25 protein-coding genes are annotated in these 21,658 nt (G+C 71.5%); 14 read left to right on the forward strand and 11 right to left on the reverse strand.

The genetic code is table 11. From position 1 onward, the window contains the following. The first annotated feature begins 54 nt into the window (after positions 1–54). Complete coding sequence (locus HGN31_RS09195; protein ID WP_168783006.1) at positions 55–1,017, forward strand: L-threonylcarbamoyladenylate synthase; 963 nt, start codon at positions 55–57, stop codon at positions 1,015–1,017. 86 nt (positions 1,018–1,103) lie between these two features. Then, positions 1,104–1,928, forward strand: coding sequence for a uracil-DNA glycosylase (locus HGN31_RS09200; protein ID WP_168783007.1), 825 nt, complete (start codon positions 1,104–1,106; stop codon positions 1,926–1,928). Here the strand turns inward: HGN31_RS09200 and HGN31_RS09205 are convergent. Then, positions 1,907–2,695 carry a protein-disulfide reductase DsbD domain-containing protein gene (locus HGN31_RS09205; RefSeq protein ID WP_244960954.1) on the reverse strand — a complete coding sequence of 263 codons (789 nt, stop codon included), beginning with the start codon at positions 2,693–2,695 and terminating at the stop codon, positions 1,907–1,909. The two genes, HGN31_RS09200 and HGN31_RS09205, sit on opposite strands and share 22 nt — an antisense overlap. Positions 2,696–2,860: 165 nt before the next feature. Between HGN31_RS09205 and HGN31_RS09210 the strand changes: the two genes are divergently transcribed. The 5 genes from HGN31_RS09210 (at position 2,861) to plsY (ending at position 7,033) form a co-directional block, all read left to right on the forward strand. After that, the gene (locus HGN31_RS09210; protein WP_036709795.1) at positions 2,861–3,460 is read left to right on the forward strand and encodes a YqgE/AlgH family protein; all 600 of its coding nucleotides are present in this window, start codon (positions 2,861–2,863) and stop codon (positions 3,458–3,460) included. A gap of 125 nt (positions 3,461–3,585) precedes the next feature. After that, positions 3,586–4,554: an aspartate carbamoyltransferase catalytic subunit gene (locus HGN31_RS09215; RefSeq protein WP_036702488.1), complete on the forward strand. Its 969-nt coding sequence runs from the start codon at positions 3,586–3,588 to the stop codon at positions 4,552–4,554. Beyond that, positions 4,547–5,128, forward strand: a complete 582-nt coding sequence (locus tag HGN31_RS09220; RefSeq protein ID WP_168783008.1) for a hypothetical protein — start codon at positions 4,547–4,549, stop codon at positions 5,126–5,128. Before HGN31_RS09215 ends, HGN31_RS09220 begins: the two co-directional genes overlap by 8 nt. Next, the gene (gene pyrC / locus HGN31_RS09225) at positions 5,125–6,414 is read left to right on the forward strand and encodes a dihydroorotase (RefSeq protein ID WP_168783009.1); all 1,290 of its coding nucleotides are present in this window, start codon (positions 5,125–5,127) and stop codon (positions 6,412–6,414) included. Before HGN31_RS09220 ends, pyrC begins: the two co-directional genes overlap by 4 nt. Then, positions 6,407–7,033, forward strand: coding sequence for a glycerol-3-phosphate 1-O-acyltransferase PlsY (plsY, locus tag HGN31_RS09230; protein ID WP_168783010.1), 627 nt, complete (start codon positions 6,407–6,409; stop codon positions 7,031–7,033). The genes pyrC and plsY overlap by 8 nt, the downstream gene beginning before the upstream one ends. A 135-nt stretch (positions 7,034–7,168) precedes the next feature. Here the strand turns inward: plsY and HGN31_RS09235 are convergent, their stop codons facing one another. The 7 genes from HGN31_RS09235 to HGN31_RS09265 form a co-directional block, all read right to left on the reverse strand. Continuing rightward, a complete protein-coding gene (locus tag HGN31_RS09235; RefSeq protein ID WP_036702479.1) occupies positions 7,169–8,044 on the reverse strand; it encodes a 3-hydroxybutyryl-CoA dehydrogenase in 876 nt (291 codons plus the stop codon). Between the two features lie 122 nt (positions 8,045–8,166). Beyond that, a complete protein-coding gene (locus tag HGN31_RS09240; RefSeq protein WP_036733835.1) occupies positions 8,167–9,096 on the reverse strand; it encodes an electron transfer flavoprotein subunit alpha/FixB family protein in 930 nt (309 codons plus the stop codon). After that, positions 9,096–9,854, reverse strand: coding sequence for an electron transfer flavoprotein subunit beta/FixA family protein (locus HGN31_RS09245; RefSeq protein ID WP_036702474.1), 759 nt, complete (start codon positions 9,852–9,854; stop codon positions 9,096–9,098). The genes HGN31_RS09240 and HGN31_RS09245 overlap by 1 nt, the downstream gene beginning before the upstream one ends. Positions 9,855–9,995: 141 nt before the next feature. Continuing rightward, positions 9,996–10,568, reverse strand: a complete 573-nt coding sequence (locus tag HGN31_RS09250; protein WP_036709804.1) for a cob(I)yrinic acid a,c-diamide adenosyltransferase — start codon at positions 10,566–10,568, stop codon at positions 9,996–9,998. After that, complete coding sequence (locus HGN31_RS09255; RefSeq protein WP_168783011.1) at positions 10,568–10,768, reverse strand: twin transmembrane helix small protein; 201 nt, start codon at positions 10,766–10,768, stop codon at positions 10,568–10,570. The genes HGN31_RS09250 and HGN31_RS09255 overlap by 1 nt, the downstream gene beginning before the upstream one ends. Before the next feature lie 32 nt (positions 10,769–10,800). Continuing rightward, positions 10,801–11,619 (reverse strand): SDR family NAD(P)-dependent oxidoreductase, encoded by an 819-nt coding sequence (locus HGN31_RS09260; protein WP_168783012.1) that lies wholly within the window; start codon positions 11,617–11,619, stop codon positions 10,801–10,803. A 6-nt stretch (positions 11,620–11,625) separates the two neighbouring features. Further along, a complete protein-coding gene (locus tag HGN31_RS09265) occupies positions 11,626–11,949 on the reverse strand; it encodes an SH3 domain-containing protein (RefSeq protein ID WP_139305918.1) in 324 nt (107 codons plus the stop codon). A gap of 227 nt (positions 11,950–12,176) precedes the next feature. On the opposite strand from HGN31_RS09265, the gene parC reads away from it, so the two are divergent. Continuing rightward, positions 12,177–14,504 (forward strand): DNA topoisomerase IV subunit A, encoded by a 2,328-nt coding sequence (gene parC, locus HGN31_RS09270; RefSeq protein WP_168783013.1) that lies wholly within the window; start codon positions 12,177–12,179, stop codon positions 14,502–14,504. Positions 14,505–14,527: 23 nt separating this feature from the next. On the opposite strand, the gene HGN31_RS09275 is transcribed toward parC, so the two are convergent. From HGN31_RS09275 to HGN31_RS09285, 3 genes are all read right to left on the reverse strand, one after another. Next, on the reverse strand, positions 14,528–15,151 hold the full coding sequence (locus HGN31_RS09275; RefSeq protein WP_168783014.1) for a cytochrome b/b6 domain-containing protein: 624 nt from the start codon (positions 15,149–15,151) through the stop codon (positions 14,528–14,530). 10 nt (positions 15,152–15,161) lie between these two features. After that, on the reverse strand, positions 15,162–15,623 hold the full coding sequence (locus tag HGN31_RS09280) for a c-type cytochrome (RefSeq protein WP_036705484.1): 462 nt from the start codon (positions 15,621–15,623) through the stop codon (positions 15,162–15,164). 129 nt (positions 15,624–15,752) lie between these two features. After that, entirely contained in the window at positions 15,753–16,739 is a 987-nt protein-coding gene (locus HGN31_RS09285; RefSeq protein ID WP_244960956.1) for a DUF533 domain-containing protein, read from the reverse strand. A 312-nt stretch (positions 16,740–17,051) separates the two neighbouring features. Here HGN31_RS09285 and tuf point away from each other — a divergent pair, with 312 nt between their 5' ends. From tuf to HGN31_RS09315, 6 genes are all read left to right on the forward strand, one after another. Further along, on the forward strand, positions 17,052–18,227 hold the full coding sequence (tuf, locus tag HGN31_RS09290; RefSeq protein ID WP_036703025.1) for an elongation factor Tu: 1,176 nt from the start codon (positions 17,052–17,054) through the stop codon (positions 18,225–18,227). 192 nt (positions 18,228–18,419) lie between these two features. Next, the gene (locus tag HGN31_RS09295; protein WP_168783016.1) at positions 18,420–19,493 is read left to right on the forward strand and encodes a glycosyltransferase family 32 protein; all 1,074 of its coding nucleotides are present in this window, start codon (positions 18,420–18,422) and stop codon (positions 19,491–19,493) included. 99 nt (positions 19,494–19,592) lie between these two features. Beyond that, complete coding sequence (locus tag HGN31_RS09300; protein WP_168783017.1) at positions 19,593–20,015, forward strand: HIT family protein; 423 nt, start codon at positions 19,593–19,595, stop codon at positions 20,013–20,015. A 47-nt stretch (positions 20,016–20,062) separates the two neighbouring features. Then, entirely contained in the window at positions 20,063–20,680 is a 618-nt protein-coding gene (locus HGN31_RS09305) for a CatB-related O-acetyltransferase (protein WP_168783889.1), read from the forward strand. Positions 20,681–20,752: 72 nt separating this feature from the next. Next, the gene (locus HGN31_RS09310) at positions 20,753–21,151 is read left to right on the forward strand and encodes a VOC family protein (protein ID WP_168783018.1); all 399 of its coding nucleotides are present in this window, start codon (positions 20,753–20,755) and stop codon (positions 21,149–21,151) included. Continuing rightward, the gene (locus HGN31_RS09315) at positions 21,148–21,573 is read left to right on the forward strand and encodes a GFA family protein (protein ID WP_168783019.1); all 426 of its coding nucleotides are present in this window, start codon (positions 21,148–21,150) and stop codon (positions 21,571–21,573) included. The genes HGN31_RS09310 and HGN31_RS09315 overlap by 4 nt, the downstream gene beginning before the upstream one ends. Positions 21,574–21,658: the final 85 nt, after the last annotated feature.

Genomic DNA, 21,658 nt, shown 5'->3' on the forward strand with positions numbered 1-21,658 from the left:
CGTGGCGGACAAACTGTCTGAGCGCCCGCCCGACCGCAACCCGGAACCGTGAAGATGGCCCCCAGCGCGACACTGACCTTGCGTCCCGATGCCGAGGGGATCGCCCATGCCGCCCGGCTGCTCGGCGACGGCGAGACCGTCGCCCTGCCGACCGAGACGGTCTACGGCCTCGCCGCAGATGCCCGGAACGGCGCGGCGGTGGCGCGGGTCTATGCGGCCAAGGGGCGCCCCAGCTTCAACCCGCTGATCGTGCATCTGCCCGACGCCGAAGCCGCCGCCCGCGTGGGCGTGATCGCGGGCGAGGCCGAGCGCCTGGCCGCCGCCTTCTGGCCCGGCGCGCTCACGCTGGTAGTGCCGCTGCGCCCCGAGGCGGGGATCGCCGGGATCGTGACCGCAGGGCTGGGCACCGTCGGGCTGCGGGTGCCCGCCCATCCCGTCGCGCAGACGGTGCTGCGGCAGTCAGGGCTGGCGCTGGCGATGCCCTCGGCCAACGCCTCGGGGCGGGTCAGCCCGACCACGGCTGCCCATGTGCTCGACGCGGGCGGCGGGCTCGACGGGCGCATCGCGGCGGTGCTGGACGGCGGGGCCTGCCCGGTCGGGGTCGAGTCCACCATCGTCGGCTGGCGCGACGGGCGGGCCACGCTCTTGCGCCCCGGCGGCATCCCGGCCGAGGCGATCGAGGCGGCGCTGGGCGCCCCTCTGGACCACGCCGGGGCGACCGCGTCCCCCGATTCGCCCGGCCAGCTTGCCAGCCACTACGCCCCCGCCGCCCGGCTGCGGCTGGACGCCACCGAGGCGGCCGCGGACGAGACGCTGATCGGCTTCGGCCCCGGCCCCGCCGCGCTGAACCTTTCGCCCGCGGGCGACCTGACCGAGGCGGCGGCGCGGCTGTTCGATCTGCTGCGCGCGGCCGACCGGCTCGGCCGCCCCATCGCGGTCGCGCCGATTCCGCGCCACGGGCTCGGCCTTGCCATCAACGACCGCCTCGCCCGCGCCGCCGCCCCGCGCGAGGGCTGAGGGCGTCGTTCTGGCCCGAATCCCCACGGCGCGGCCGCGCAACCCGCGGCTTGCACGGTCCCCTCGCCCCGCCTAGCCTCGCGCGCATGACCGCCGATCCGACCTGGAGGGATGTCGCGCTCGACGCCGCGACCGCGCTGGCGCTGCTCGAGTGGCAGCGCGAGATGGGCGTGGACGAGGCGATCCTCGATGCGCCGCTCGACCGGTTCGCCGAATCGATCCGGCCGTCAGCGGCCGCTGCCGATCCGGCGCCGGTCGCGGCACCCACGCTGCCGCCCGCGGCCGGCGGGCTGGCCGGGCAGGCCGAGGCGCTGGCGGCGCGCGCCGGGACGCTCGCGGCGCTGGCCGAGGCGCAGGCGGGGTTCGAGGGGCTCGAGATCCGCCGCGGGGCGCGGAACTTCGTCTTTGCCGACGGCAACCCGGCCGCGCGGGTGATGGTCATCGGTGAGGCGCCGGGCGAGGACGAGGACCGCGAGGGGCGGCCCTTCGTCGGCCGCGCCGGGCAGCTGCTCGACCAGATGTTCGCCGCCATCGGTCTCTCGCGCTCGGCCGAGGATGCCGCCGCGGCGCTTTACATCACCAACATCCTGCCGTGGCGGCCGCCCGGCAACCGCCGCCCCGAGGCGGAGGAAATCGCCGCGATGCTGCCCTTCGTCGCCCGCCACGTCGCGCTGGCGGCGCCCGAGTTCATCGTGCTGATGGGCAACACGCCCTGTCAGGCGGCGCTGGGGCGGCAGGGTATCCTGCGGCTGCGCGGGCAATGGACCGAAGCCTTCGGCCGCCCGGCGCTGCCGATGACCCACCCGGCCTATCTGCTCCGCACCCCGGTCGCCAAGCGCGAGGCCTGGGCCGACCTGCTGTCGCTCAAGGCGCGGCTGCTGGCCCGGGGTCAGGAGAGCGTGCAGCCCTGATATTCGACCGCCCCGTCCGCACCGATCAGCGTCAGCCGCAGCGCCGCGGGGTCGAGCGCGAAGGGCTTGCCGGTGGGGCCGACGAACTCGGCCGTGGTGGTCACGCGGGCGCCCTCGACGGCGATCTCGGCCTCCGACGACCACATGCCGGGCAGCGCCAGCTCCATCGCCGCGGCCTCGGGGGCGGTCTCGTCCACGCTTGCCGCGACCCGCAGCCCGTCGGCGATCTCACCCACGGTGCAGGTCACGGGGGCGGTGCCCGCGCGCGGGGCCGCGGCCAGCGCGGCGGTGATGCGCGGATCGGGCAAGGCGGCCTGCGCGGGGGCGGGCAGCACCAGATGCGCCGGGACGCAGATGTTGAGGCAGAGCCCCAGATCGACGGCCAACTGGCCCGACAGCGGTGCGCCCGGGGTGGCCAGCGTCAGCTCGATCGGCAGCACCAGCGCGTCGTGATAGCCGAGCGTGCGGGTGCCGTCCGAGTCGATCACCTCGGGCTCGGGCCAGATCTCGCGCGCGGCAGCGATGCCGGGGGCGCCCGACCAGTCGAACTGCGGTGCCACGCCGGATTCGCCGGGGCTGCGCCAGTAGGTCTTCCACCCCGGCGCCAGCTCGAGGCGCAGCGCGGTCATCACCTTGCCGTCGGCCGAGGGCGCCGCGGGCAGCAACTCGGCCGCGACGAGTCCGGGCGGCAGATCGCCGGCCGCCAGCGGCATGGGCGCGGCGAGGACCGCGAGGGCAAAGGCGAGCGGGCGAAGCGCAGGTGTCATGCCCCTTGAGTTAGTCGCCCCGCCGGCCGGGGGGAAGTCACAACCCCGCCACGGCGCGCGCCGTGTCCGCGCCGTGTCCGCGCCGTGTCCGCGCCGTGTCCGCGCCGCGGCAACCTTGTCATCGGCGGGGCGGATGCCGATGTAGGGGCGGAAAGGACACCGCCCATGAACGACGCCTTCGCCACCGCCCCGGACAACCTCACCGGCAAGGTGCTGATCGCCATGCCCGGCATGGCCGATCCGCGCTTTGCCCAGTCGGTGGTGCTGATCTGCGCCCACGGCGACGAGGGTGCGATGGGGATCGTGCTGAACAAGCCGCTGCCCGGGGTGGCGTTCGCCGAGCTTCTCGACCAGCTCGGGATCGCGCCCGACCGCACCCCGCCCGCCGTGCCGGTGCATTTCGGCGGCCCGGTCGAGCCGGGGCGCGGCTTCGTGCTGCACCGCCTGCCCGAGGGCGCGGCGGCCGAGGACGACGACGAGGGCATGATGCGGATCGGCGAGGCGGGCCTCGCCATGACCACGACCCGCAACATCCTCGAGGACATCGCCCAAGGGCGCGGGCCCGACCGCGCGGTGCTGTCGCTCGGCTATGCGGGGTGGGACGCGGGCCAGCTCGAGCGTGAGATGTTGGCCAATGGCTGGCTGACCGCCGAGGCGGGGGACGAGCTGGTGTTCGGCCCCGACAACGCCCGCAAGTGGCAGGATGCGCTGCGCTCGCTGGGCGTGGACCCGCTGATGCTGTCGGCGGCCGCCGGGCACGCCTGACGCGGGTGCCGCCGGACGGCGGCGGCCCCGGCGCGCCGCACTCCCCCGCGACGCGGTGCGGGCGCGCTTGCCCCCTCGGCCCCGGTTTGCGATAGAGGCCGCACCCGCCCATCCGGAGGCCCGCCATGACGTTCCGCGCCCGCCACCTGCTTGGCGTCGAGCCGCTGGCCCCGGCCGAGATCACCACCCTTCTCGACCTTGCCGAAAGCTACGTGGCGCTGAACCGCCGCACGGTGAAGCACGGCGACGCGCTCGAAGGCCTGACCCAGATCAACCTGTTCTTCGAGAACTCGACGCGGACGCAGTCGAGCTTCGAGCTGGCGGGCAAGCGTCTGGGCGCGGACGTGATGAACATGGCCGTGGCGCAGTCGAGCGTGAAGAAGGGCGAGACGCTGATCGACACGGCGCTGACGCTGAACGCCATGCAGCCCGACCTGCTGGTCGTGCGCCACCCCCATTCGGGCGCCGTCAACCTGCTGGCGGAGAAGGTGAATTGCGCCGTCATCAACGCCGGCGACGGGCGGCACGAGCACCCGACGCAGGCGCTGCTCGACGCGCTGACGATCCGCCGCGCCAAGGGGCGGCTACACCGGCTGACGGTGGCGATCTGCGGCGACATCGCCCATTCGCGGGTCGCCCGCTCGAACCTCATCCTGCTCGGCAAGATGGAGAACCGGGTGCGGCTGGTCGGCCCCGCCACGCTGATGCCTTCGGGCGCCGCCGACTGGGGCTGCGAGATCACCGAGGACATGGCCGAGGGCCTCAAGGGCGCTGACGTGGTGATGATGCTGCGGCTGCAGAAGGAGCGGATGGACGGCGGCTTCATCCCCTCCGAGCGCGAGTATTACCACCGCTGGGGGCTGGACGCCGAGAAGCTGGCGCTGGCCGCGCCGGATGCGATCGTGATGCACCCCGGGCCGATGAACCGGGGGGTCGAGATCGACGGCACGCTCGCCGACGACATCAACCGCTCGGTCATTCAGGATCAGGTCGAGATGGGCGTCGCCGTCCGCATGGCCGCGATGGACCTGCTGGCACGGAACCTGCGCGCCGCACGTGGGGCGAGGGCGGCGGGGGAGGGGGTCTATGTCTGACGCCCCGCCCGACGACCTGCCCGATGCCAGAGCGGCCGCCGCGCTGCTCGGGCCGGGTGAGCGACTGATGTGGTTCTGGCGCCCTGCGATGGCGGGGGACGGGTATCCGGCCTGGGTCTGGCCAGCCGCGACCAGTCTGCTGCTTGTGGCGCTCGGGGGCACCGCAGCCTGGGCCCTGCTCAACGAGCCTGATCTTCCCCCACGGCTTGCGCGCGCATCGTGGGCGGCGTTGGTGTTTGTCGCGGTGGTCGGCGTTCCGCTCGCGCTGCGTCTCGGCGGCCAGCATCGCAGCGCCGATGGGGTGGACGCGATGCTTGGCGGAGAGGCTGGTCCCGCAGTCGCCTATGCGCTGACCCAGCGGCGGCTTCTGTTCCTCGCGCGCACCCGTGCGGCCGAGGTCCCGCTCGAACCGGGTGAGCCTGTCATCCAGTATGGTCAGCTGCGGATCAACCGACCCGACCGGCGCGGCCGACCCCTGATCAGGCATATCCCGCGCGATGAACAGCACCGGCTGTTTGCCGCCGCCCTGCAACGCGCCCGCGCTATCCGCGAAGGCCGCGAGGTGTCCGCATGATCCTGCATTTCCAGAACGCCCGGCTGATCGACCCGCAGGCCCTGTCGGCCGAGCCGGGCAGCCTCACCGTGGAGGATGGGCGCATCGTTGCGCTCGACGGCGATGCCCCCGAGGGGGCGACGGTGATCGACGGCGGCGGCAAGTGCCTGGCCCCCGGCATCGTCGACTGGGGCGTCAAGATCGGTGAGCCGGGCGAGCGGCACCGCGAATCGATGCGCTCGGCGGCGCTGGCTGCGGCGGCGGGGGGCGTGACGACGATCATCGCCCGGCCCGACACGCTGCCGCCCATCGACGCGCCCGAGGCGCTGGAGTTCGTGACCCGCCGCGCCGCCGACCAGCCGGTGCGCATCCGCCACCAGGCGGCGCTGACCCGGGCCCGCGAGGGGCGCGAGATGGTCGAGATGGGGTTCCTGCTCGATGCCGGCGCGCTGGCCTTCACCGACGGGGTGCGGGTGGTCGAGAACACCAAGCTGCTGTCGCGCTGCATGAGCTACGCCAAGGGGCTGGGGGCGCTGATCGTCGGCCATCCGCAGGATGCGGGCCTCTCGCGCGGGGCGGCGGCGACGAGCGGCAAGTTCGCCTCGCTCTACGGCATCCCGGCGGTCAGCCCGCTGGCCGAGCGCATGGGGCTCGAGCGCGACCTCGCGCTGGTCGAGGCGACAGGGGTGCGCTGGCACGCCGACCAGATCACCACCGCCGCGGCGCTGCCGGTTCTGGACCGGGCGCGGGCGGCGGGGCTGGACGTGACCGCGGGGACCTCGATCCACCACCTGACGCTGAACGAGTTCGACGTCGGCGACTATCGCACCTTCTTCCGCCTCACCCCGCCGCTCAGGTCCGAGGACGACCGGATGGCGCTGGTCGAGGCGGTGGCCGAGGGGCGGATCGAGGTGATCGGCAGCTTCCACACCCCGCAGGACGAAGAGGCCAAGCGCCTGCCGTTCGAGGTCGCCGCGCCGGGCGCCGTGGGGCTCGAGACGCTGCTGCCGGCAGCGATGCGGCTTTACCATCAGGGCGGGGTGACGCTGCCGCAGCTCTGGCGGGCGCTCAGCCTCAACGCCGCCGACCGGCTGGGTCTGCCGGGCGGGCGGCTGTCGGTCGGCGCGCCGGCGGATCTGGTGCTGTTCGACCCCGAGGCGCCCTTCGTGCTCGACCGCTTCGCGCTGCGCTCGAAGTCGAAGAACACCCCCTTCGACGGCGCCCGGATGGAGGGGCGAGTGATCGGCACCTGGGTCGGCGGACGCCGCGTGTTCGACGCCAACGAGGCCGGGGGCCGCGATGAATGAGGTGCTGATCGCCAGCCTGCCCGCGGCCGCCGCGGTCACGCTGCTGCTGGCCGCGCTGGGCGGCTATCTGCTCGGGTCGGTGCCGTTCGGGCTGGTCATCACCCGGGCGCTGGGCCTGGGCGACCTGCGCGCCATCGGCTCGGGCAACATCGGCGCCACCAACGTGCTCAGGACCGGCCACAAGGGCGCGGCGCTGGCGACGCTGCTGCTCGACAGCGGCAAGGGCGCCATCGCGGTGCTGGTGGCGCGCGAGCTGGCGGGCGAGTGGGCCGCGCTGGTCGCGGGATCGGCGGCGTTCCTCGGCCACCTGTTCCCGGCCTGGCTGGGGTTCCGGGGCGGCAAGGGGGTGGCCACCTTCCTCGGCACCACGCTGGCGCTATTCCTGCCGGTGGGGCTGATCGCCTGCGGCCTGTGGCTCGCCACGGCGGCGATCACGCGCATCTCGTCCCTCTCGGCGCTGGTCGCCGCGGCCGGGGCGCCGGTCTTTGCGCTGATCTTCGGGCTGCGCGGGCTGGCGGCAGCCACCGCCTTCATGGCGGTGCTGATCATCATCCGCCACCGCGCTAACATCACCCGCATCCTCGCCGGCACCGAACCGCGGATCGGCAGCAAGGGTTAGCGCCCCCCTTCCTCGGGCTGGATGCAAGTATCCTCGGCTTCCGAACGCCCGGAAAACAGTCCGGTGGACTGTTTTCAGTGAGGAAGGCCGCGGCAGCGGCCCGGGGGCAGACAGCCCCCGGTCCGGCAGCGCAACTCAGCGCGTCGGCACCGGGGTTTCGCCGCGGTAGTCGTAGAAGCCGCGGCCCGACTTGCGGCCCAGCCACCCGGCCTCGACGTATTTCGTCAGAAGCGGGCAGGGGCGATACTTGGTGTCGGCCAGCCCGTCGTGCAGCACGTTCATGATGGCAAGGCAGGTGTCGAGCCCGATGAAATCCGCAAGCTCCAGCGGCCCCATCGGGTGATTGGCGCCAAGCTTCATCGACTCGTCGATGGATTTGACCGATCCGACCCCCTCGTAGAGCGTATAGACCGCCTCGTTGATCATCGGCATTAGGATGCGGTTGACGATGAAGGCCGGGAAATCCTCGGCGCTGGCGCTGGTCTTGCCCAGCTTCTCAACCACCTCGACCAAGGTCTTGTAGGTCGCCTCGTCGGTGGCGATGCCGCGGATCAGCTCGACCAGCTGCATCACCGGCACGGGGTTCATGAAGTGGAAGCCCATGAACTTCTCGGGCCGGTCGGTGCGGCTTGCCAACCGCGTGATCGAGATCGACGAGGTGTTCGAGGTCAGGATGGTGTCCGGCCCCAGATGCGGGACGATCGCCTCGAAGATCTTGTTCTTGATGTCCTCGCGCTCGGTCGCGGCCTCGATCACGAGGTCGGTGCCGGCGATGTCCTCGACGTTCGAGGTGGTGCGGATGCGGGCCATGGTGGCGGCCTTGTCCTCGGCCGAGACCTTGCCGCGGCTGACCTGCCGCTCGAGGTTGCGGTCGATGGTCGCCATCGCCTTGTCCAGCGCCTCGGCGCTGACGTCGTTCAAGAGCACGTCATACCCGGCCAGCGCAAACACATGCGCGATCCCGTTGCCCATCTGCCCGGCGCCGACGATTCCGACCGATTGGATTGCCATGTCCCGCGACCCTTCCCCCTTATCCTGCCGGACGATAGGCGGAAAGCGCGGCGGGCCTCAATGACAAAACCGCCCGGGCGCGGGGGCGTCCGGGCGGTCTGTCACTGGCGCGGGTCGGCGCCTCAGAGCTTTTCGGTCAGCTCGGGCAGGATGGTGAAGATGTCGCCTACGAGGCCGTAGTCGGCGACCTGGAAGATCGGCGCCTCTTCGTCCTTGTTGATCGCCACGATCACCTTGGAATCCTTCATCCCGGCGAGGTGCTGGATCGCCCCCGAAATGCCGGCCGCGATGTAGAGGTCAGGCGCCACGACCTTGCCGGTCTGGCCCACCTGCCAGTCGTTCGGGGCATAGCCCGAATCGACCGCCGCGCGGGACGCGCCGACGGCGGCGCCCAGCTTGTCGGCCAGCTTTTCGACGATCTGGAACCCGTCCTTCGAGCCGACCGCGCGGCCGCCCGAGACGATCCGCTTGGCCGAGGTCAGTTCCGGGCGGTCCGAGGCCGCCACCTTGTCCTCGACCCACGACGACAGCGCGCTTTCGCCCGCTTCCTCGTTGTGGTCGACCGTCGCCGAGCCGCCCTGGCCGGCCGCGTCGAACGACGCGGTGCGGACGGTCAGCACCTTGACCTTGTCCGAGGACTTCACGGTCTGGATGGCGTTGCCGGCATAGATCGGGCGGGCGAAGGTGTCGCCGTCCACGACCTCCATCACGTCCGAGATCACCATCACGTCCAGCAGCGCCGCGACCCGCGGGGCGATGTTCTTGGCGCTCGCGGTCGAGGGCATGACGATGTGGCTAAAATCGCCCGCCATCTTCACGATCAGGTCCGACACCGGCTCGGCCAGCCCATGCGCAAAGGCGGGCGAGCTGACGCAGATGACCTTGGACACGCCGTCAAGCTTGGCGGCCTCGTCGGCGGCGCCGTGGCAGTCGTGGCCGGCGACCAGCACCGTCACGTCGCCCAGCTTCTTGCCGGCGGTCAGGGCCTTGGCGGTGGCGTCCACCGCGAGTTCACGCCCGTTGTTGAGTTCGGCAACCAGAAGAACGGCCATCACACCACCCCCGCTTCTTTCAGTTTCGCCACCAGCTCATCGACCGAGCCGACCTTGATCCCGGCCTTGCGGCCCTCGGGCTCCGAGGTCTTGACCACGCTCAGGCGCGGGGTCGTGTCGACGCCGTAGTCGGCGGCGGTCTTTTCGGTCAGCTCTTTCTTCTTCGCCTTCATGATGTTGGGCAGCGACGCGTAGCGCGGCTCGTTCAGGCGCAGGTCGGCGGTGACGACCGCCGGCAGCTTGACGCTGATCGTCTGCAGGCCGCCATCGACCTCACGCGAGACCTTGGCGGCGCCGCCGTCGATCTCGACCGAGTTGGCGAAGGTCGCCTGGCCCCAGCCGAGCAGCGCGGCGAGCATCTGGCCGGTCGCGTTCATGTCGTTGTCGATGGCCTGCTTGCCGGCGATGACCAGCTCGGGCTTTTCCTCGTCCACGACGGCCTTGAGCAGCTTGGCGACGGCCAGCGGCTCGATGTCCTGGTGCACGTCGTCGGCGGCGACGATCAGGATGCCGCGGTCGGCCCCCATCGCCAGCGCGGTGCGGATCGTCTCGGCGGCCTGCTTGACCCCGATCGAGACCACCACGATCTCGGTCGCGGCGCCCTTTTCCTTCAGCCGGATCGCCTCTTCGACGGCGATCTCGTCAAAGGGGTTCATCGACATCTTGACGTTCGACAGGTCCACCCCGGACCCGTCTGCCTTCACACGCGGCTTGACGTTATAGTCGATCACGCGCTTGACCGGCACGAGAACCTTCATCGGCTCACTCCCACACAGTTACGTCCGTTCGCAGGACGGGATAACGGCCCCCGCCCGGCAGGGACAGGGGAAAATGCGACATTCCGGCGCGGAACGCCGCGTCTTGGCGCGCCCCTCGGGGCGCCTCGGCGGCTGCTAGCGCTAGCGCGAGGCGCCCGGCACCCAGAGCACGTCGTCGGCCCCGTTCGCGTTGGCCACCCGGCCCGCGACGAAGAGCCAGTCCGACAGCCGGTTGAGGTAGCGCACCGCGACCGGGTTGGCGTCCCCCCCGGCGGCGAGCTCCACCGCCCGCCGCTCGGCCCGCCGGGCCACGGTGCGGCTCAGGTGCAGATGCGTGGCGAGCGGCGTGCCGCCGGGCAGGATGAAGCTGCGCAGCGGCGAGAGTGCGGCGTTCATCGCGTCGATCTCGGCCTCGAGCCGGTCCACCTGGGTCTGGATCATCCGCAGGACCTCATAGGGGGCCTCGCCATCCGCCTCCATCCGCGGGCGCGAGAGGTCGGCGCCGAGGTCGAAGAGCTCGTTCTGGATCACCCCGATCTGCGCCGCCATCGGCCCCTCGGCGTGAAGCCGGGCGAGGCCGAGGGTGGCGTTCAGCTCGTCCACGGTGCCGTAGGCCTCGACCCGCGGGTCGTGCTTCGGCACGCGGGTGCCGTCCGACAGCGCGGTGTCGCCCGCATCGCCGGTGCGGGTGTAGATCCTGTTCAGAACGACCATCAGTGTCCCCTTATCGCCACAACGGCCATGATGATGATGACGGCGATGGCCTGGGCGATGATCCGCCAGCGCATCAGCCGGTTGCCGTTGCGGCGGTTGAACTCGCCGCCGCGGGCAAAGCCGCCGATGCCGGTGGCGAGGATCGCCGTGACGACCAGCGCCGAGACCGCGACGATCAGGAACAGGGGTTTGTCTTGCATCACCGGCTCCGCCGCACGCGAGATGGACGAGCTTAGCTGCGCCGGGCGAACCAGTCCAGCGCTGCGGTGGGCAGCAGCCGGCGGCCATAGGCGGCCAGCGTGGTCGGGCGGGTGACGCCGTAGCGGGCGCGGGGGCGGCGGTCCTCGAGCGCGCGGGCGATGGCGCGGCTGGTGGCCGCGGGCGGCAGCTCGAAACGGTCCGGCCCCGAGGGTTCATAGAGGCGCTTTAGGAGACTGGACTGGTACTGCGCCAAGCGCGGGCTTGCCTGCCAGTCGATCCAGCGCTCGAAGTGGGGGATGGAGTTCGCGCGGATGCGGCTGGTGATGGGCCCCGGCTCGACCAGTGCGACCTCGATCCCCGTCCCCTGCATCTCGAGGCGCAGCACGTCGGTCAGTCCCTCGAGCGCGAACTTGCTGGCCACATAGGCGCCGCGCCACGGGATGCCGACGAGGCCGAGCACCGAGCTGACGTTGACGATCCGGCCCGCGCCCCGGTCGCGGAAATGCGGGATCAGGCGGCGGGTGAGGTCGTGGGTGCCGAAGAGATTGGTTTCGAAGATCGCGTGCAGCCCGCCGCGGGGCAGGTCCTCGACCGCGCCGGGCAGGGCGAAGGCGGCGTTGTTGACGAGCGCGTCGACCGGGCCGCGGGCGATGGCCTCGGCCGCGCAGGCGGCGACGCTGGCCTCGTCGGCGAGGTCGAGGGGCAGGGCGGTCAGGCCCTCGGCCCGGCGGGCGGCGAGGTCGGCCTCGGTGCGGCAGGTGGCGAGGACGGTCCAGCCGTGCGCGTGCAGGTGGCGGGCGGCGTCAAGGCCGATGCCCGACGAGCAGCCGGTGATGAGGACCGTGGGCACCCGCGCTCAGGGCTGGCGCGCGGCGAGCGCGGTGCGGGCGACGTAGCCGGTGCGCCCGTCCGAGTCGCGCACCAGCGCGAAGTCGGGCGCGGCCGCGGCCAGCAGGATCACCTGCGTACCGGCGGGCAGTTCGGACAGCGGGTGCGAATCGGGCAGCGGGTCGGCGATCAGCGCGGCGTCGATCTTGAGCGCGTAACGGCCGCCCGGCGTCAGCCCCCTCTCGGCCGCCTGCGGCAGCAGCATGATGCCGGCCTGTCGGTAGGCGGGGGTCGCATCGGTTCCCATCACCCCCAGAAGGGCGAAACCGGCGACGAGAGAGGCAGAAATCACGCGTAACATTGGGGTAACAGTCAGGTGCAGGGCGTCGATGATGCGGCCCCAACCCCTGCGCGGCGCGAGTCGTTCCCCATTTCGTCGTCACGTCATATTGCAGCCGTGTGATGTGATGTTTTTGCCAGATGGTGGTCCGGCGGGGTGCGGCGGGCCGCCGGCGGTGCGCGGCCAAGCCCGGCCGGGCGGGGCTGGACCGGGCGGGGCGGGGCCAGTAGTCAGGCCGGATGACGACCGACCCCGACGATCCCGACCGCCCCGACCTCGACCCCGACCGCGCCGCGCCCGAGGGCCGAGGGGCCCCGCGCGGCCCCCGCCGCCGCGGCCCCGCCCCCGCGCGGCCCGAGGCCGCCGCGCGTGCGGCGGCCGAGGTGTCCGAGCCGTTGAGCCGCGCGATCGGCGAGCGCTACCTGACCTATGCGCTGTCCACGATCATGCACCGGGCCCTGCCCGATGCCCGCGACGGGCTGAAGCCGGTCCACCGCCGCATCCTCTATGCGATGCGCGAACTCAGGCTCTCGCCCACCGGGGCGTTCCGCAAGTCGGCGAAGATCTCGGGCGACGTGATGGGGAACTATCACCCGCACGGCGACAGCGCGATCTATGACGCGATGGCGCGCCTCGCCCAGCCCTTCGCCATGCGCTACCCGCTGGTGGACGGGCAGGGGAACTTCGGCTCGATCGACGGCGATGCGCCGGCCGCGAGCCGCTATACCGAGGCGCGGCTGACGCTCGCCGCCGAGACGCTGATGGAGGGGCTGGCCGAGGACGCGGTCGATTTCCGCCCCAACTACGACGGCACGCTGACCGAGCCGGTGGTGCTGCCGGCGGCGTTCCCGAACCTGCTCTGCAACGGCGCCTCGGGCATCGCGGTGGGGATGGCGACCAACATCCCGCCCCACAACCTGCACGAAGTCGTCGACGCCTGCCTGCATCTCATCAAGTCGCCCGAGGCACGGCACGAGACGCTGATGGCGATCATGCCCGGCCCCGACTTCCCCACCGGCGGGGTGCTGGTCGAGGACGCGGCGACGCTGGCCGAAGCCTATCGCACCGGCCGCGGCAGCCTGCGCCTGCGCGCCCGCTGGCAGGTCGAGGACCTGGGCCGCGGCACCTGGCAGATCATCGTGACCGAGATCCCCTATCAGGTGCAGAAGTCGAAGCTGATCGAGCGGCTGGCCGAGCTGGTCACGACCAAGAAGATCCCGATCCTCGCCGACATCCGCGACGAATCGGCCGAAGACATCCGCATCGTCCTCGAACCCCGGGCGCGCTCGGTGGACCCGGCGCAGCTCATGGCGGCGCTGTTCCGCGTCTCGGACCTCGAGGTGCGGTTTGGGCTCAACATGAACGTGCTGATCGACGGGCGGGTGCCCCGCGTCTGCTCGCTGACCGAGGTGCTGCGCGCCTTCCTCGACCACCGGCGCGAGGTGCTGCTGCGCCGCACCGCGTTCCGGCTGGAGAAGATCGCCCAGCGGCTCGAGGTGCTGGACGGCTATATCGTGGCCTATCTGAACCTCGACCGGGTGATCGAGATCATCCGCTACGAGGACGACCCCAAGGCCGTGATGATGGCCGAGTTCGCGCTGACCGAGGCGCAGGTCGAGGCGATCCTGAACATGCGCCTGCGCGCGCTGCGCCGGCTGGAAGAGATCGAGCTGCGGGCCGAGCGTGACCGGCTGGCCGAGGAACGCGCGGGCCTGCTGGCGCTGACCGCAGACGAGGGCCGCCAGTGGGCGCGCATCGCCGAGCAGCTGCGCGAGGTGCGCGGGCTCTTCGGCAAGTCCACCCCCGCCGGCGTCCGGCGGACCGAGATCACCGCCAGCGAAGAGGTCCAGCCGCTCGACATGGACGCGATGATCGAGCGCGAGCCGGTCACCGTGATCCTGTCCCGCATGGGCTGGATCCGGGCCGTGAAGGGGCACCAGCCGCTCGACGCCGAGGTGAAGTTCCGCGACGGCGACGGCCCGTTCCTCGCGCTCCACGCCGAAACGACCGACAAGCTGATGGTCTTTGGCGCCAACGGCCGGTTCTACACCGTGCCCGCCAACACCCTGCCCGGCGGGCGGGGCCTGGGTGAACCGCTCAGGCTGATGATCGACCTGCCGAACGACGCGGCGGTGCTGGACCTGTTCCCGTGGCGCGAGGACCAGCAGTTCGTGGTGGCCTCGAAGGCCGGGGACGGGTTCATCGTCGGCGCGTCCGACATCCTGGCCCAGACGCGGGCCGGCAAGCAGGTGCTGAACGGCGAGGCGCTGCTGGTGCGGCGGGTCGAGGGCGACCACCTCGCCACCGTCGGCGACAACCGCAAGCTGCTGGTCTTCCCGCTCTCCGAGCTGCCCGAGATGGCGCGCGGCAAGGGCGTGCGGCTGCAGAAGTTCAAGGACGGCGGGCTCGCCGACGCGAAATGCGTGACGCTGTCGGTGGGGCTGTCGTGGCTCGACCCGGCGGGGCGGACGCGCAGCGAGCCGGACCTGACCGAGTGGCTGGGCAAGCGTGCCACCGCCGGGCGGATGGCGCCGCGCGGCTTCCCGCGCGACAACCGCTTCGGCTGACAGCAGTGAGAGGGGGGGGGCGCTCAGTCGCGGCGGCGCACCTCTTTCCACCCATTCAGCATCGGCCGGATGAGGTCCTCGCCCTTCCAGAAGCGGTAGAAGAGGATGATCCCCACGTGCAGCAGCACGAGCAGCAGGATCAGCGTCCCGCCGAGGTGGTGCCAGCTCAGCATCGCCTTGCGGGTGGCGGAACTCACCGAACTCGCCAGCGGGCCGACGTTGATGTAGTCGTCGGCGTCGATGAAGAGCCCGCTCGTCGCCTGCGCGGCCAGAAGGCCCAGCATGGCGATCACCGACAGCGCGGCCAGCGGGTTGTGGCCGGGCCAGTAGCTCGGCTCACGCGAGAACATGTGCCGGGCGTAGCGGGTGACGGCGCCGGGCCCGCGCAGGAAGTGCGCGAACCGCGCCTCGGGCGGGCCGACGAAGCCCCAGACCAGCCGGAACGCCAGCAGCCCGAGGATGAAGTAGCCCAGCCAGAAATGCAGCGTCATCTTGGCCGGGCCGACCTTGGCAAGCAGCCAGGTGGTGATGACCGCCGCCGCCAGCAGCCAGTGAAAGCTGCGCAAGAGCGGGTCCCAGATCCGGGTCCGCACGGGCAGCAGGGCGCCGGGCGCGTCGCGGCCGGGCGGCGGGGGGGCGGCGGGCATCACGCGCGCCTTACTTGGCGCGGTAGCTGTCGTGGCAGCCCTTGCAGGCCGCGCCGAGCGCCTGGACCACCGGGCCCACGTTGGCCTGGCCGCCCTTCACCGCCTCGGGGATGCCGTCCGCGGCCTTCTGCAGGTCGGCGTACTTGGCCGACAGCCCGGCCTTGTCGGTGATCGCCTCGGGCTTCGCCTCGGTCTCGGTGCCCAGTTCAGCGGTCGAGGTGCCGGGGATGAAGTGCTCGGTGACGTCGTAGCGGCTCAGCGCGTTGATGTTGGTCGCGGCGGCGACGGCGGCGGCCTCGTCATAAGGGATGTCGCCCTTGGCCATGCCCGCCAGGCGGTTCATGTTGTAGCCGAGCATCTGGTAGAAGCCCTTGCGCGCCTCGAGCGCGACCTCTTCGGGGGTGTCGTCGGCGAAGGCGGCGGCGACGGGCAGGGCGGCGGTGAACGCCGCGGCGACGAACATCAGGCGCATGGCTGGTCCTTGCTGTTGGGTGGTCGGTGGTTGCTGAAGCGTAGCGGGGCGGGCGCGGGGCGATCAACCCCGCAATCCCGCCCCGCGTTCACGGCCCCGTCAGGCAACTCTGCCTGCCGGCCGCCCGGCTCAGGAATACAGGTCCTGGACGCCGACGTGCTGGTGGATCTGGTTGATCACCTGCCGGTCGATCCCCATCGCCTGCGCGAGGCTGTTGAGGTATTCGGCCTCTGTCCGGTTGTCGAAATCGATCGCCATCAGCGACATCATGTAGACCTGCGGCTCGAGCCCCTTGGGCACCTCGCGCGCCAGCGCCTGCGCGTCGACCGGCGCCGCCATCTGCTCGCGGATGAAGGCCCGGTCCTCGTCGTCGAGGTCGCCCATCTGCCCCAGCAGCCGCTCACGCTCGGCCTCGTCGATCTTGCCGTCGGCCTTGGCGGCCTGGATCATCGCCCGCAGCATCAGCCCGGCGATGGCGTTCTGTTCCGCCGTCGGGGTGACCTCGGGTTCGTCCTGCCGGGCGAGGGCGTCGTTGAACAGCTCGCCGAAGCTCGCGTCGTTCTGCTGCTGCGCGCCGCGCTGGGCCGGACCGTTGAGGAGCCCGCCCAGAAGCCCGCCGAGCGAGCCCGCCGCGGCACCCGCGCCAGCCCCGCCGACGAGTCCGCCGAGAATGTCGCCCAGCCCGCCGCCGCCGCCGGTGGTCCCGGTGCGGGTCGCCGTGCCCCGGGTCGAGGCGCCGGTCTGGCGAGTCAGCTGGTCGAGAAGTCCGCCGAGACCGCCCTGCGCGCCCGGCGAGTTCGGCCCGCCGTAGGGCCGGCCGCGCCCGCCCGTCGTGCCCGGCTGACCGCCCCCGAGCACCTGCCCGAGGATGTCGCCGAGCCCGCCGCCCGAGGCGGTGGTGCCGCGCTGGGCGCTGCCGCCCATGCCGCCGCCCATCCCGTCACCCAGCGCGCCGCCGAGCCCGGTGTTGAGCAGGTCGCCCAGGATGCCGCCGCCGGTCTGGCGGCCACGGGTCTGCGGGCCGGACTGGCCGGCGCGGGCCTGGCTCTGCCGGACCATGCTGCCGACACCCTTGGCCAGCATCACGCCGGCGGCCACGCGGGCGAGGGATTTCATGAGAGACATCGATTCCTCCGAAGAAACCTTGGGGCGGGCACCGTGCCTGCCTGTTTCGAGGGCAAGAACGCGCCCCTGCCGCCGGCAGTTCCGGCGGGTGCCGGTCGCTCGGCGGGAAAGCGCAACCGTGCCAGTCGGTTGCGCTACCCTGGCGGGTGTGGCCGCAAGCGCCCTCACCCGCGGCCACGCGCGCGTTCCGCGGGGCGGATCGCCATCGCCGCGCCTTGATTTTCCCCGCCCGCGCTTATAGATCGCGGCGATCATTCCGCGAGGCGCGTCCCAGCCGGCCGCCCGACGACCCAGGAGGCCATGATGGCAAAGGCAAAATTCGAACGGACGAAACCGCACGTCAACATCGGGACGATCGGCCACGTTGACCACGGCAAGACGACGCTGACGGCGGCGATCACCAAGTATTTCGGCGAGTTCAAGGCCTACGACCAGATCGACGGCGCGCCGGAAGAGCGGGCCCGCGGGATCACGATCTCGACCGCGCACGTGGAATACGAATCGGACGCGCGCCACTATGCGCATGTCGACTGCCCCGGCCACGCCGACTACGTGAAGAACATGATCACCGGCGCGGCGCAGATGGACGGCGCGATCCTGGTGGTGAACGCCGCCGACGGCCCGATGCCGCAGACCCGCGAGCACATCCTGCTCGGCCGTCAGGTCGGCATCCCGTACATGGTCGTGTACCTGAACAAGGTCGACCAGGTGGACGACGAAGAGCTGCTCGAGCTGGTCGAGATGGAAGTGCGCGAGCTGCTGTCGTCGTACGACTATCCCGGCGACGACATCCCGATCATCAAGGGCTCGGCGCTGGCCGCTCTGGAAGGCCGTGATCCCGAGATCGGCGAGAACTCGATCCGGGCGCTGATCAAGGCGGTGGACGAGTACATCCCGACGCCCGAGCGCGCCGTGGACCAGCCGTTCCTGATGCCGATCGAGGACGTGTTCTCGATCTCGGGCCGCGGCACGGTCGTGACCGGCCGGGTCGAGCGTGGCGCGGTGAACGTGGGCGACGAGCTTGAGATCGTCGGCATCCGCCCGACCAAGAAGACGACCTGCACGGGCGTCGAGATGTTCCGCAAGCTGCTGGACCGCGGCGAGGCGGGCGACAACATCGGCGCGCTGCTGCGCGGCGTGGACCGTGACGGCGTCGAGCGGGGCCAGGTGCTCTGCAAGCCCGGCTCGGTGAAGCCGCACACCAAGTTCGAGGCCGAGGCCTACATCCTGACCAAGGAAGAAGGCGGCCGTCACACGCCGTTCTTCGCGAACTACCGCCCGCAGTTCTACTTCCGGACCACGGACGTGACCGGGACCGTCAAGCTGCCGGAAGGCACCGAGATGGTGATGCCGGGCGACAACCTGAAGTTCGAGGTCGAGCTGATCGCGCCGATCGCGATGGAAGAAAAGCTGCGCTTTGCCATCCGCGAAGGCGGCCGCACCGTCGGCGCCGGCGTGGTCTCGAAGATCCTCGCGTAAGGGTCGCGGGTCGGGGTGCGTGCAAGCACGCACCCTACGCCGAGCCAACCAGACGAGAGCCCGCTCCCGAAAGGGGGCGGGTTTTTCGTTGCAGGGCGCTGGGGGGCCGAAGGGTTTCCGGTTGAAGCGGGCCGCCCGCTGCCGCTAGGGACGGGTTGCGCGGCGATCGCGCCGGACAAGTCGACCGAGACCATGCTGCCGTCCCTGTTCACACTCGAGACCCACTGGCGCACGCTACTCTCGGTCACCCCGCAGGGCCTGCTGACCCATGCCCCGCCAGACGAGGCCGCACCTGCGATCTTTTCGCTTCGCGAGGGCGGTCTGGTCGCATGGCCCCCCGACGCGACCGGCGACAGTCCGGTGCACCTGGACCTCGAGGTGGCGGCGCGCACGGAAGGCCGCATCGCATTGCGCGCGCCCGAGGGTCTGTTTGCGACAGCCGAGCCACATGGCGCGGTGTCGGTCTCGCGCGGCCGCGCCCGGGCGTGGGAGCTCTATCGCCCCGCTGCAGCCGCCGAATTGCTCGCCCGGCCGCGGCCGCTGACGACGCCCCGCTGGGCCCCGTCGGCGGAGATCCCCCGCCTTATCCACCAAGTGTACCTCGGGCCCGAGGTTCCTGCCCAACTCAGCGCCATGGCGCAGTCGCTGGCGGCGCGGAACCCCGACCATGTCCACACGCTGTGGCGCGACGACACCGCCACCGATCTCATCCGCGACGCCTACGGCATGGACATGCTGCGGCAATATGAGCGGATCAGCCCCGCCTATGGCGCCGCGCGGGCGGATTTCTTCCGCTATCTGTGCCTCTACCGGTTGGGGGGTGTGTATTTGGACATGAAGTCCGATTGCCGCAGACCCCTGTCCGAGGTCGTTCCGCACGACGCAGGCTACCTTCTGTCGCACTGGACAGGCCGGCTGGCAAGGTTTGGCCGTCATGACGCACTGGCCCATCTTCCGGGCGGCGAGCTCCAACAATGGCATGTCATCGCGGCGGCGGGGCATCCTTTCCTCGAAGCCGTCGTCAACGCGGTGCTGCGCAACATCGACAGCTATGTCCTCGAGCGGCACGGCGGGGGGCAGCGGGCCGTCCTGCGACTCGCCGGTCCCATCGCGTATACGCTCGCCATCGCACCGCTGCGCGACGCCCATCCGCATCGGCTCATCGACGCGGAGGCTGAGGGGTTCGTCTATCGGGCCGTGCGCGCGGCCCGGAAGCTGTCCGGCACCCACTACAGCGAGGTTCGGACGCCGCTGATCGTGGGATAACGGTGCGGCGACACACACCTTGGCTGGCTCCGACCCGCATGGGCTGGCCCCTTGCCACCCATTCCCCCGACCCGCATCCTCCCCCGCAGGAGGACCGCCATGACCGACTGCCTGTTCTGCCGCATCGCTGCGGGCGAGTTGCCCGCCCACGTCGTCCACGAGGACGCGGACACGCTGGCGTTCCTCGACCTGCATCCGATCCGCCCCGGCCATACTCTGGTGATCCCGCGCGCCCACCACGTCTGGTTCGAGGACGTGCCCGCGCCGCTGGCCGCCAAGGTGCTGACCGTGGCGCAAGAGATCGCGCGGCGGCAGAAGCGGCTCTACGCGGTCGAGCGGGTGGCGCTGTTCTTCACCGGCGTCCACGTCCCGCACGCCCATGCCCACGTGGTGCCGATGCACGACGTCCATGACGTGACCTCGGCGGCCTATCTCGCCGACGGGCCGGGCAGCTACGCGGTCCCGCCGCGCCTGCCCGACGCCGAGATGGCCGCCATCGCCCGGCAGCTGGCCGAGGGCTGAGCGTCGTGCGGCCGGCCGGGTTCCTTGACGCCGCCGCGCTCTACCCGATGCGGTTCGCGGACGGGCGGGAGAACCGGGGGCTCGTCCAACTTGCCCGCGCCATCGACCATCCGAACATCGAGGTGGGCGACTTCACCTATGCCAGCAGCTTCGACCCGCCCGCGGACTGGGCGGCGCGGCTGGCGCCCTATACCTATCCCGGCGCGCCGGAGCGGCTGCGGATCGGGCGGTTCTGCCAGATCGCCGACCGGGTGCGGATCATCACGGCCAGCGCCAATCACCCGATGGCGGGGATCTCGACCTATCCGTTCGCCATCTTCGACCCTGCGCGGGTCGGGGCGTATATCGAGCAGATCACTGGCCTGCCGGACACGGTGATCGGCCACGACGTGTGGTTGGGCGACGGGGCGGTGATCCTGCCCGGCGCCCGGATCGGCAGTGGGGTGATCGTCGGCGCGGGCGCCGTCGTGGGTGGCACTGTGCCGAACTATGCGGTGGTCGCGGGCAATCCGGCGCGGGTGCTGCGGATGCGGTTTGCGCCGGCCGACGTAGCCCGGCTGATGGCGCTGCGCTGGTGGGACTGGCCGGTCGAGCGGATCGCGGCCGCCACCGACGCGCTGGCGCAGGGTGACGTCGACGCGCTGGCGCGGATCGGGGCCGCCTGACGGCCTGCTGTCACGATCTGGCAGCAGGGCGGGGCTAGTCTGGGGTCGGACCCGCTCACGAAAGGACAGAGCATGATCGACCATCTCGGACTGCCCGTCGCCGACCTCGCCCGGTCCCGGGCGTTCTATGAGGCTGCGCTCGCGCCCCTGGGGGCGGCCGTGCAGATGGAGGTCACCGACGCGATGACCGGCGGCCACGGCGCCCATCTGGGCTTCGGGACGCCCGAGTCGCCCGATTTCTGGATCTCGTCGGGGAAGCCGGCGACCACCGGCGTCCACGTCGCCTTCGCGGCCCGGGACCGCGCCACGGTGGATGCCTTCCACGCCGCCGCGCTGGCCGCCGGGGGTACCGACAACGGCGCGCCGGGGCTGCGGCCCGAGTATCACCCGAACTACTACGGCGCCTTTGTGCTCGACCCCGACGGCAACAATGTCGAGGCGGTGTGCCACACGCCCGAGGCCGCCTCGTGACCACCTATCGGGGCAGTTGCTACTGCGGCGCGGTGCGCTTCACCGCCGAGGGCGACCTGTCGGCGGGGACGAGCCGCTGCAACTGCTCGTTCTGCCGCAAGATGCGCTATTGGGAGATGCCGCTGCCCGACCCGGCCGGGCTGCACGTCTTGTCCGGCGCCGAGGCGCTGGCCGAAACGCCGCTGCGCCCCGCGGCGGACGGGGCCGAGCCGATGGACCTGCACCATGTCTTCTGTGCCCGCTGCGGGACGAGGCTCTGGACCACGGGCACCATCCCCGAATTGGGCGGGGCGGTGGCGATGGTCTCGGTCGCCGCGCTGGACGATGTGCCGGTCAAGGCGCTTGTCGCGGCCCCGGTGCGGACGATGAACGGAGCCGCCGACGACTGGTTCAACCCCGCCCCCGAGGCGCGGCACCTCTGAACGGCGCTGTGGCGCGTCACTGATACAGGCGGCGACCTGGCGCTGCGTGGGCGAAACGAATCGCCCTCGGCGCATGATTCGGCCT

It is taken from the genome of Paracoccus sanguinis, assembly GCF_012689545.1.
Taxonomy (GTDB): domain Bacteria; phylum Pseudomonadota; class Alphaproteobacteria; order Rhodobacterales; family Rhodobacteraceae; genus Paracoccus; species Paracoccus panacisoli.

Coding starts and splice junctions, on each gene's coding strand:
- HGN31_RS09195 (WP_168783006.1), top strand. CDS start 55: ATGGCCCCCAGCGCGACACTGACCTTGCGTCCCGATGCCGAGGGGATC.
- HGN31_RS09200 (WP_168783007.1), top strand. CDS start 1,104: ATGACCGCCGATCCGACCTGGAGGGATGTCGCGCTCGACGCCGCGACC.
- HGN31_RS09205 (WP_244960954.1), bottom strand. CDS start 2,695: ATGACACCTGCGCTTCGCCCGCTCGCCTTTGCCCTCGCGGTCCTCGCC.
- HGN31_RS09210 (WP_036709795.1), top strand. CDS start 2,861: ATGAACGACGCCTTCGCCACCGCCCCGGACAACCTCACCGGCAAGGTG.
- HGN31_RS09215 (WP_036702488.1), top strand. CDS start 3,586: ATGACGTTCCGCGCCCGCCACCTGCTTGGCGTCGAGCCGCTGGCCCCG.
- HGN31_RS09220 (WP_168783008.1), top strand. CDS start 4,547: ATGTCTGACGCCCCGCCCGACGACCTGCCCGATGCCAGAGCGGCCGCC.
- pyrC (WP_168783009.1), top strand. CDS start 5,125: ATGATCCTGCATTTCCAGAACGCCCGGCTGATCGACCCGCAGGCCCTG.
- plsY (WP_168783010.1), top strand. CDS start 6,407: ATGAATGAGGTGCTGATCGCCAGCCTGCCCGCGGCCGCCGCGGTCACG.
- HGN31_RS09235 (WP_036702479.1), bottom strand. CDS start 8,044: ATGGCAATCCAATCGGTCGGAATCGTCGGCGCCGGGCAGATGGGCAAC.
- HGN31_RS09240 (WP_036733835.1), bottom strand. CDS start 9,096: ATGGCCGTTCTTCTGGTTGCCGAACTCAACAACGGGCGTGAACTCGCG.
- HGN31_RS09245 (WP_036702474.1), bottom strand. CDS start 9,854: ATGAAGGTTCTCGTGCCGGTCAAGCGCGTGATCGACTATAACGTCAAG.
- HGN31_RS09250 (WP_036709804.1), bottom strand. CDS start 10,568: ATGGTCGTTCTGAACAGGATCTACACCCGCACCGGCGATGCGGGCGAC.
- HGN31_RS09255 (WP_168783011.1), bottom strand. CDS start 10,768: ATGCAAGACAAACCCCTGTTCCTGATCGTCGCGGTCTCGGCGCTGGTC.
- parC (WP_168783013.1), top strand. CDS start 12,177: ATGACGACCGACCCCGACGATCCCGACCGCCCCGACCTCGACCCCGAC.
- HGN31_RS09275 (WP_168783014.1), bottom strand. CDS start 15,151: ATGCCCGCCGCCCCCCCGCCGCCCGGCCGCGACGCGCCCGGCGCCCTG.
- HGN31_RS09280 (WP_036705484.1), bottom strand. CDS start 15,623: ATGCGCCTGATGTTCGTCGCCGCGGCGTTCACCGCCGCCCTGCCCGTC.
- HGN31_RS09285 (WP_244960956.1), bottom strand. CDS start 16,739: ATGAAATCCCTCGCCCGCGTGGCCGCCGGCGTGATGCTGGCCAAGGGT.
- tuf (WP_036703025.1), top strand. CDS start 17,052: ATGGCAAAGGCAAAATTCGAACGGACGAAACCGCACGTCAACATCGGG.
- HGN31_RS09295 (WP_168783016.1), top strand. CDS start 18,420: ATGCTGCCGTCCCTGTTCACACTCGAGACCCACTGGCGCACGCTACTC.
- HGN31_RS09300 (WP_168783017.1), top strand. CDS start 19,593: ATGACCGACTGCCTGTTCTGCCGCATCGCTGCGGGCGAGTTGCCCGCC.
- HGN31_RS09305 (WP_168783889.1), top strand. CDS start 20,063: ATGCGGTTCGCGGACGGGCGGGAGAACCGGGGGCTCGTCCAACTTGCC.
- HGN31_RS09310 (WP_168783018.1), top strand. CDS start 20,753: ATGATCGACCATCTCGGACTGCCCGTCGCCGACCTCGCCCGGTCCCGG.